We start from the raw sequence: 7,403 nt of genomic DNA, 5'->3' as shown, positions 1-7,403 counted from the left end.
CCGAGAACGGCGGCTCCGGCAATGGTGGCTCCGGCAACGGCGGCTCGGGCAATGGTGGCTCCGGCAACGGCGGCTCGGGCAATGGTGGCTCCGGTAATGGCGGCTCCGGCAACGGCGGCAGCACCTCCTCCGGGTCCTCCACGTCCGGCTCTTCCTCGACCGGGACGACCGGTACCACGGGCTCGACCGGCTCCACGGGTTCGACCGGTGGCTCCACCGTCGGTGGTCCGGACACCGACGGCACCTCCACTCAGGAGGAGGGCAGCTCCGCGCTGACCGACACCTCGGACACCACCTCCGACGCGGCCGCCCAGGGCGGCGGCAAGGAGCTGGCCGAGACCGGCGCCGGCGAGACCACGTTCCTCATCCTCGGCGCCGCCACGATGATCGCCGGCGGTATCGGCTTCCGGGTGCTGCCGCGCCTCGTGGCCGGCCGCGGCGGAGCCGCTGCCTGACGGCGAGCAGCCGTACGCACACGTGACGTGACGACCAGGGGCCCGGAGCTGATCAGCTCCGGGCCCCTGGTGATGCGCGGGTGGGTGACGGGCGGGCTACGCGGTCTGGTGGGCGAGCAGCGCCACCGCCGCCACCAGCACCGCCAGCAGCGCGATCAGCGCCATCGGGTTCAGCCCCGCGAAGAAGTTCTCCTGCTGCTGCAGCCGCTCGCGGTTCGCGCGGCACACGGGGCACCGGCCCTCGCTCACGGGGGCCGCGCAGTTAGCGCACACCAGCCGGTCGTACGTCATGCGCCTCGCCCTCCTTGCACCGGTTCCATGGACACAACGCCTCCGGGGGCGCGAACGTTCCCCTTCCACTGTGCCAGGTTCCTCCGGTGACCGCGCGGCTCACTCGAAGAGCGCTGGGCGTACAAAGTCCCGTACAAAAACGCACAAGCCCCACCCAACCCCTCCCGACGCCTGCGCCGCCCTCCCCGGTTCGCGTATGGTCACGCTCATCTACCCCCGGCGACCCGTGGTGCATCCGTGATCCGATTCGACAACGTCTCCAAGGTCTACCCCAAGCAGACCCGCCCCGCACTGAGGGATGTCTCCCTCGAGGTGGAGAAGGGCGAGTTCGTGTTCCTCGTGGGATCCTCCGGTTCCGGCAAGTCCACCTTCCTGCGGCTGGTGCTCCGCGAGGAGCGCACCAGCCAAGGCCAGGTGCACGTCCTGGGCAAGGACCTCGCCCGTCTGTCCAACTGGAAGGTGCCTCAGATGCGCCGGCAGCTGGGGACGGTGTTCCAGGACTTCCGGCTGCTGCCGAACAAGACGGTGGCGGAGAACGTCGCCTTCGCGCAGGAGGTCATCGGCAAGTCGAAGGGCGAGATCCGCAAGTCCGTGCCGCAGGTGCTCGACCTCGTCGGGCTCGGCGGCAAGGAGGAGCGGATGCCGGGCGAGCTGTCCGGCGGTGAGCAGCAGCGCGTGGCCATCGCCCGCGCCTTCGTGAACCGGCCGAAGCTGCTGATCGCGGACGAGCCCACCGGAAACCTCGACCCGCAGACCTCCGTGGGCATCATGAAACTGCTCGACCGGATCAACCGGACGGGCACGACCGTGCTGATGGCCACGCACGACCAGAACATCGTGGACCAGATGCGCAAGCGCGTCATCGAGCTGGAGCAGGGCCGCCTCGTGCGCGACCAGGCACGCGGCGTCTACGGCTACCAGCACTGACCGCCCCCGCCATCGCCCCCGCCCTCGCGGACGTCCCCGGAAAGGCCTGAACAACACGCCATGCGCGCCCAGTTCGTACTGTCGGAGATCGGCGTAGGTCTCCGCCGCAACCTGACGATGACCTTCGCCGTCGTCGTCTCCGTAGCCCTGTCCCTGGCGCTCTTCGGCGGGTCGCTTCTGATGAGCGACCAGGTCAGCACGATGAAGGGCTACTGGTACGACAAGGTCAACGTCTCGGTCTTCCTCTGCAACAAGAGCGACGCCGAGTCGGACGCCAACTGCGCCAAGGGCGCGGTCACCGCGGACCAGAAGAAGCAGATCAAGGCCGACCTCGACAAGATGGGCGTCGTCGAGAAGGTGACGTACGAGTCGCAGGACGACGCGTACAAGCACTACAAGGAGCAGTTCGGCGACTCCCCGCTGGCCAGCTCCCTCACCCCGGACCAGATGCAGGAGTCGTACCGGATCAAGCTCAAGGATCCGGAGAAGTACCAGGTCATCGCGACCGCCTTCGACGGGCGGGACGGCGTGCAGTCCGTCCAGGACCAGAAGGGCATCCTGGACAACCTCTTCGGGCTGCTCAACGGCATGAACTGGGCGGCGCGGGCGGTGATGGCGCTGATGCTCGTGGTCGCGTTGATGCTGATCGTCAACACCGTGCGCGTCTCGGCGTTCAGCCGTCGGCGCGAGACGGGGATCATGCGGCTCGTGGGCGCGTCGGGGTTCTACATCCAGGCGCCGTTCATCGCGGAGGCCGCCGTGGCCGGGCTCATCGGCGGCACGGTCGCCTGCGGATTCCTGGTGATCGGCCGGTACTTCATCATCGACAACGGCCTGGCGCTGTCAGAGAAGCTGAACTTGATCAACTTCATCGGCTGGGACGCCGTGTTGACGAAGCTTCCCCTCATCCTCGCCACGAGCCTGCTGATGCCCGCGCTTGCCGCTTTCTTCGCGTTGCGCAAGTACCTGAAGGTGTGACGCATGCCCCGAGGGTCGTACGGTCAACCGTCCGTACGGTTCTTCGCGTTCCCCTAGACTCACCGCCATGTCAGGCCGTGACCTGTTCTGTCAGCCCCGCCGTTTCGGCCGCGGGGCCGCGCTGACATTGGTGTTCGCGAGCGTTCTCGTCGCCGGTGCGGCGACCGGGTCGCTGCCGCGGGTGCCGGGCGACGGGCCGCGGAACGCCTCGGGCGCCGCACCCGCCACGGCCCCGGCCGGTCACTCGGAGGCCGTCGCGCGCGCCGCCGAGGAGGCCGCCGCCGAAGGCAAGTCCCCGATGGAGGCCGCCGAGCGGGCCGTCAGCCGCAGCGGGGACCGCTGGGCGGCCGTCTACTCCCCGGGCGAGTACGAGGAGTTCGAGGCGTCCCTCGACGGCCGGTACACCGGCGTGGGTCTGGAGGCCCGGCGCGAGCGGAGCGGCCGGATCGAGGTCACCAAGGTGCAGCCGGGCTCGCCGGCCGCTGCCGCCGGGGTCCGCCCGGGCGACCGGCTGCGCACCGTCGACGGACGGCCCGTGGACGGCCTCCCGGTCACCGACGTCGTGGCGTTACTGCGCGGTGACGCCGAGGACGCGTCCGCCGGCACCCCCGTCCGTCTCGGACTGGAGCGCGGCACGCGCGCGTGGACCGAGACCGTGCGCCGAGCGCTGCTGTCCACGGACTCCGTCACCGTCCGGGAGGTCGCCGACCGGGTCACCGTCGTCGCCGTCGCCGCCTTCACCAAGGGCGTCGGCAGCGCCGTGCGCGGCGCCGTGCGCCGTGCGCCGACCGACGGCAGGATCGTGCTGGACCTGCGCGGCAACTCCGGCGGCCTGGTCACCGAGGCCGTCACCACCGCCTCCGTCTTCCTCGACGGCGGCCTCGTCGCCACCTACGACGTCGACGGCGACCAGCGCGCCCTGCACGCCGAGGCGGGCGGCGACACCCGCAAGCCCCTGGTCGTCCTCGTCGACGGCGGCACGATGAGCGCGGCCGAACTGCTCACCGGCGCCCTGCAGGACCGCGGCCGGGCGATCGTCGTGGGATCGCGCACCTTCGGCAAGGGCTCCGTGCAGATGCCGCGTCGGCTGCCCGACGGCTCCGTCGCCGAGCTGACCGTCGGGCACTACCGCACCCCGTCCGGCCACGGCGTCGACGGCCGCGGCATCACGCCCGACCTGGAGGCGGACGACGGGGCGCTGGGACGGGCCGAGACCGTGCTGAGCGGGCTCGGGGACACGTCCTGATCGACCGCCGCCGCGGATCCACCCGTAATCGGCTTTCCCTTCGGCCCCGTCCGGGTGCGAAAATGGCGGGACTATGAGCAAGGGAATGTACGTACCGAAGGAGTCCCAGCCGAAGCAGGGCGGGGCGGCCGCCGCGGCCAAGGCCAAGGACGGCAAGCGCAAGATCGTCGCGCAGAACAAGAAGGCCCGGCACGACTACGCGATCATCGACGTGTACGAGGCCGGTCTGGTGCTCACCGGCACCGAGGTGAAGTCGCTGCGTCAGGGGCGCGCCTCGCTGACCGACGGCTTCGTGCAGATCGAGGGCGACGAGGCGTGGCTGCACGCCGCGCACATCCCCGAGTACAGCCAGGGCAGCTGGACCAACCACTCCGCGCGCCGCAAGCGCAAGCTGCTGCTGCACCGCGAGGAGATCGACAAGCTGGCGGTGAAGTCGGAGGAGACCGGGCACACGATCGTGCCGCTCGCCCTGTACTTCAAGGACGGCCGGGCCAAGGCCGAGATCGCGTTGGCCCGCGGCAAGAAGGAGTACGACAAGCGGCAGACCCTGCGCGAGAAGCAGGACCGCCGGGAGACGGACCGGGCGATCGCGGCGGCCAAGCGCAAGCAGCGGCACGCGTAGCCGACGCCGGCGGCCTCGCCGGGAATACGGTGGCATCGTCGTGCGTTGGTCACGTACGATGGCACCTGTGCCCCTCGGTGGGCACGGGCCCTCCTCGGAGGGATTTGAAAAATCAACATGGGGATGATCGGTTTCGACAGCGACTGTTGAAACAGGGGAAGCGTGTCGAGGAAGCGGCAATGATCTCGTAAACCATATGTCGCAAAAAATAATCGCCAATACCAAGAGCGATTCCCAGTCCTACGCTCTCGCTGCCTGATAAGCAGTGAGGTAGGGCCCTAAAGGGTGTCAGCCCGGGAGTGTTCCCGGCCCGGATCCTGGCATAATCTAGGGAACTAAACCATCTGGCCCGGTCACGGGGTGAGATGGGAAATCAAACAGTGACTGGGCCCGTCGGCGACTTGTTCGCGTGATCGCCGGGGCCGAGAAAATCACAGCGAACTGCACACGGAGAAGCCCTGATTCTGCACCGTTGGACGCGGGTTCGATTCCCGCCATCTCCACTCATCCCATGTGACATGAAGACCTCGCTCCCCTCAGGGAGCGGGGTCTTTGTGCGTGCGGCCCCGTGCGTGCGGTCCCGCGTCGGCGCCTGGGGCACGATCGCGGTCGGGATCCCGGTCGGGATCGGGATCGGGGTCAGGGTCGGGGTCGGGGTCGGGGTCGGCATGAGCATGCACGGACGATCGGTAGATGTCGGTGCGCGGTCAGAAAAGCAGGCAATCCGACATCCATCAAGGTGTATTTTCCGGCCATGCCTGGACGGGCGCCCCGTGCATGCCCTCGGGGTCGCCTTTCTGCCGCCCTCCCGTCATCGGTGTGACGAACTTGCTGGTCTCCTCCGGCGCTCGCTGCACGACCGCGATGCGCCGGCCGTCTGCCGAACATCGGAGCGCCCCTTCTGCGCCGCGGGCAGGGATGCGATCCGGCCATAGGCATGGGCATGACTTGTGTCCATAAATGACACAACGCGAATGCCGGGCCCATGCCTGCGCTAGGTTCGGAGATCTGAGCGCAATGGGATAAAAGGGGCGCGAGGGCTGGGTGGGGGCCTGGTTCCGTCGACGTGGGCTCGGGGTCGTAGGCGCTCCCGGAACAGTTCTGTGGGGGTAGTGCGCACGTGAAGAATTGGCGAGAAGAAGCCCAACCGGAGTGGCCCGAGGCCGTGTTCCCGACGAGGGACGTGCCGGTCGCGGGGGCGGGACCGGCAGGATCTCAGAGCGCTCCTGGGCTCGGGGGACACTCCCTGGCGCCGATGACGGGAAGCGGCGGAAGATATCGCTCGCTGATCGACGCACCGCGTGAGAACGGCCTGCCGCCGGCCCCTGCGGACGCGAACGGGACGCCCGTGGGCGAACCTTCGAGCGATCTCCGGGACCCCTGGGGGGAGAAGCCCGGCGGTCCGGAAGGGGAGGGCTCCGACCCCGGCGAGGTGACCGTCCAGCTCGACCCGCTGAAGCAGGGGCGGCCGGACGGCTCCGACGCCGCCTCCGACGTCCCCGTCTTCGTCGACGAGTCCGGTCGCCGCAGCCGGACGTTCCGCCGCATCGGCATCTTCGTGGGCATCGCGTGCGGGGCGTACGCCGTGGTCATCGTGGTCGCGCTGCTCTCGGGCAACGCGGGCGCGCCCTGGCTGCCGGTACCGGTGCCTGGGCAGGCCGACGACAAGCCGGCGGCCGGCGAGGTGGGCAGCTCCTCGGCGCCCGACGACTCCGCCTCCTCGCACCCCGGAGCGCCGGGCTCCGCGCGTCCCGGCGGGACGGGGGCCACTGCCTCCGGGGCTCCCGCCGAACCGGGCAAGCCGGGGGCGAGCAGGGCGCCGGGCGCCTCGGGCAGCGCCGCGCCGACCGGTGGGGCGTCCGCGTCGGCCCGGCCCTCGGCCGGCGGAGCCGTCCGGCCCAGCGCCGGCCCGACGGCCTCGGGCTCCCCGGCCTCGGGTCCGACCGGCCCGGTGATCGCGCCGCCGGCGTCCACCCCGCCGCCGCCCGCCTCCCCGCCCGCGGAGTCCCCCTCACCGGTCTCGTCCCCGTCCCCGGCCGGCGGAGCCTCGACCACCGTCGCGGGCGGCCCCGCGGAACCGGCCCCGGCCGCCTCGACCCCGGCGGCCTGAAAAGCCCCGTGAGCACGGTCGGCCGACGGCGTGCGGACGGACGGGAAGGGACGGAGGCGCAATCCCGCGGAGAGCGGGGGACAGGGCAGGAGCGGGGCCCGCGGCAAGGGCGGGAGCAGCGGCTCGGCCGCGTGCGGCTGCGCGCCGCGCCGGCCTGACGTGCTCGGGTCCGGCTCGGCCGCCACGGTCCTGCCCGGGCCCGGCCCGGTTCCCGTCGGCCCGGCGTCCCCCGCCGGCCGCGTGCCTCCGACCGGGTCATCGACCGGGTCACTGACCCGGCACGCTCTCCGCCGTCGGCCCGGCGACGGCAATCCGTCCCGCTCCCCGCGTCCGCCGGGCGCCCCGCGATCCGTCCCGCCGTCCGCTGCCCGCCGTCCGAATCCGTCCCGCTCCTCGCCGTGCGCCCGGAGCCCGTCCGCTTCCCGCCGTCCGTCCGGAGTCCGTCCCGGTTCCCGGCGTGCGTCCGGAGTCCGGTCGGCGGACCCCGCCGTCCGGCCGTCCGGCCGACGCGGCCCGGTGCCGCAGCCCCAGCGGGGCGGTCCCGGCGGCGGGCAACCCTCGTCCACCTCTCGTCCCCGGAGAACCAGCTCTCATGGCACCACATACCAGCCGGCGTTCGGCCCGACGGTCCGCCGTCAGGCATTCCGCGCACGCCTCCGGCGGCCAGGCCGCCTCCGCCGCCCCGCCCGAAGGCGAGCCGGGCGATGGACGCAAGGCCGGCCGGCGGTCCGGCGCATCACGGCGCGGCCGGGCCGCCGGCGGTCCCGCGCACGG

6 protein-coding genes, 1 other RNA gene and 1 pseudogene are annotated in these 7,403 nt (G+C 71.4%); 7 read left to right on the top strand and 1 reads right to left on the bottom strand.

Annotated elements, in window-relative coordinates; translation table 11 throughout:
- Positions 1-455: pseudogene (locus tag ABT300_RS09150) on the top strand (hypothetical protein); the annotation flags it as partial.
- Between the two features lie 96 nt (positions 456-551).
- Here the strand turns inward: ABT300_RS09150 and ABT300_RS09145 are convergent.
- Positions 552-746 (bottom strand): hypothetical protein, encoded by a 195-nt coding sequence (locus ABT300_RS09145; protein WP_107443696.1) that lies wholly within the window; start codon positions 744-746, stop codon positions 552-554.
- 237 nt (positions 747-983) lie between these two features.
- Between ABT300_RS09145 and ftsE the strand changes: the two genes are divergently transcribed.
- From ftsE to ABT300_RS09115, 6 genes are all read left to right on the top strand, one after another.
- Entirely contained in the window at positions 984-1,673 is a 690-nt protein-coding gene (ftsE, locus tag ABT300_RS09140) for a cell division ATP-binding protein FtsE (protein ID WP_351673632.1), read from the top strand.
- A 60-nt stretch (positions 1,674-1,733) separates the two neighbouring features.
- Positions 1,734-2,651 (top strand): permease-like cell division protein FtsX, encoded by a 918-nt coding sequence (gene ftsX / locus ABT300_RS09135; protein WP_057574413.1) that lies wholly within the window; start codon positions 1,734-1,736, stop codon positions 2,649-2,651.
- Between the two features lie 67 nt (positions 2,652-2,718).
- Positions 2,719-3,897, top strand: a complete 1,179-nt coding sequence (locus ABT300_RS09130; RefSeq protein ID WP_351673629.1) for a S41 family peptidase — start codon at positions 2,719-2,721, stop codon at positions 3,895-3,897.
- Between the two features lie 73 nt (positions 3,898-3,970).
- Complete coding sequence (smpB, locus tag ABT300_RS09125; RefSeq protein ID WP_351673627.1) at positions 3,971-4,519, top strand: SsrA-binding protein SmpB; 549 nt, start codon at positions 3,971-3,973, stop codon at positions 4,517-4,519.
- A 119-nt stretch (positions 4,520-4,638) separates the two neighbouring features.
- Positions 4,639-5,025: a transfer-messenger RNA gene (gene ssrA, locus ABT300_RS09120) on the top strand.
- Between the two features lie 842 nt (positions 5,026-5,867).
- Positions 5,868-6,629 carry a hypothetical protein gene (locus tag ABT300_RS09115; protein WP_351673625.1) on the top strand — a complete coding sequence of 254 codons (762 nt, stop codon included), beginning with the start codon at positions 5,868-5,870 and terminating at the stop codon, positions 6,627-6,629.
- Positions 6,630-7,403: the final 774 nt, after the last annotated feature.

This window comes from Streptomyces sp. NPDC001027 (assembly GCF_040299045.1).
Classification (GTDB): domain Bacteria; phylum Actinomycetota; class Actinomycetes; order Streptomycetales; family Streptomycetaceae; genus Streptomyces.
The sequence above is the reverse complement of the archived record's forward strand: the minus strand, read 5'-3'. Positions and strand labels throughout refer to the sequence as shown.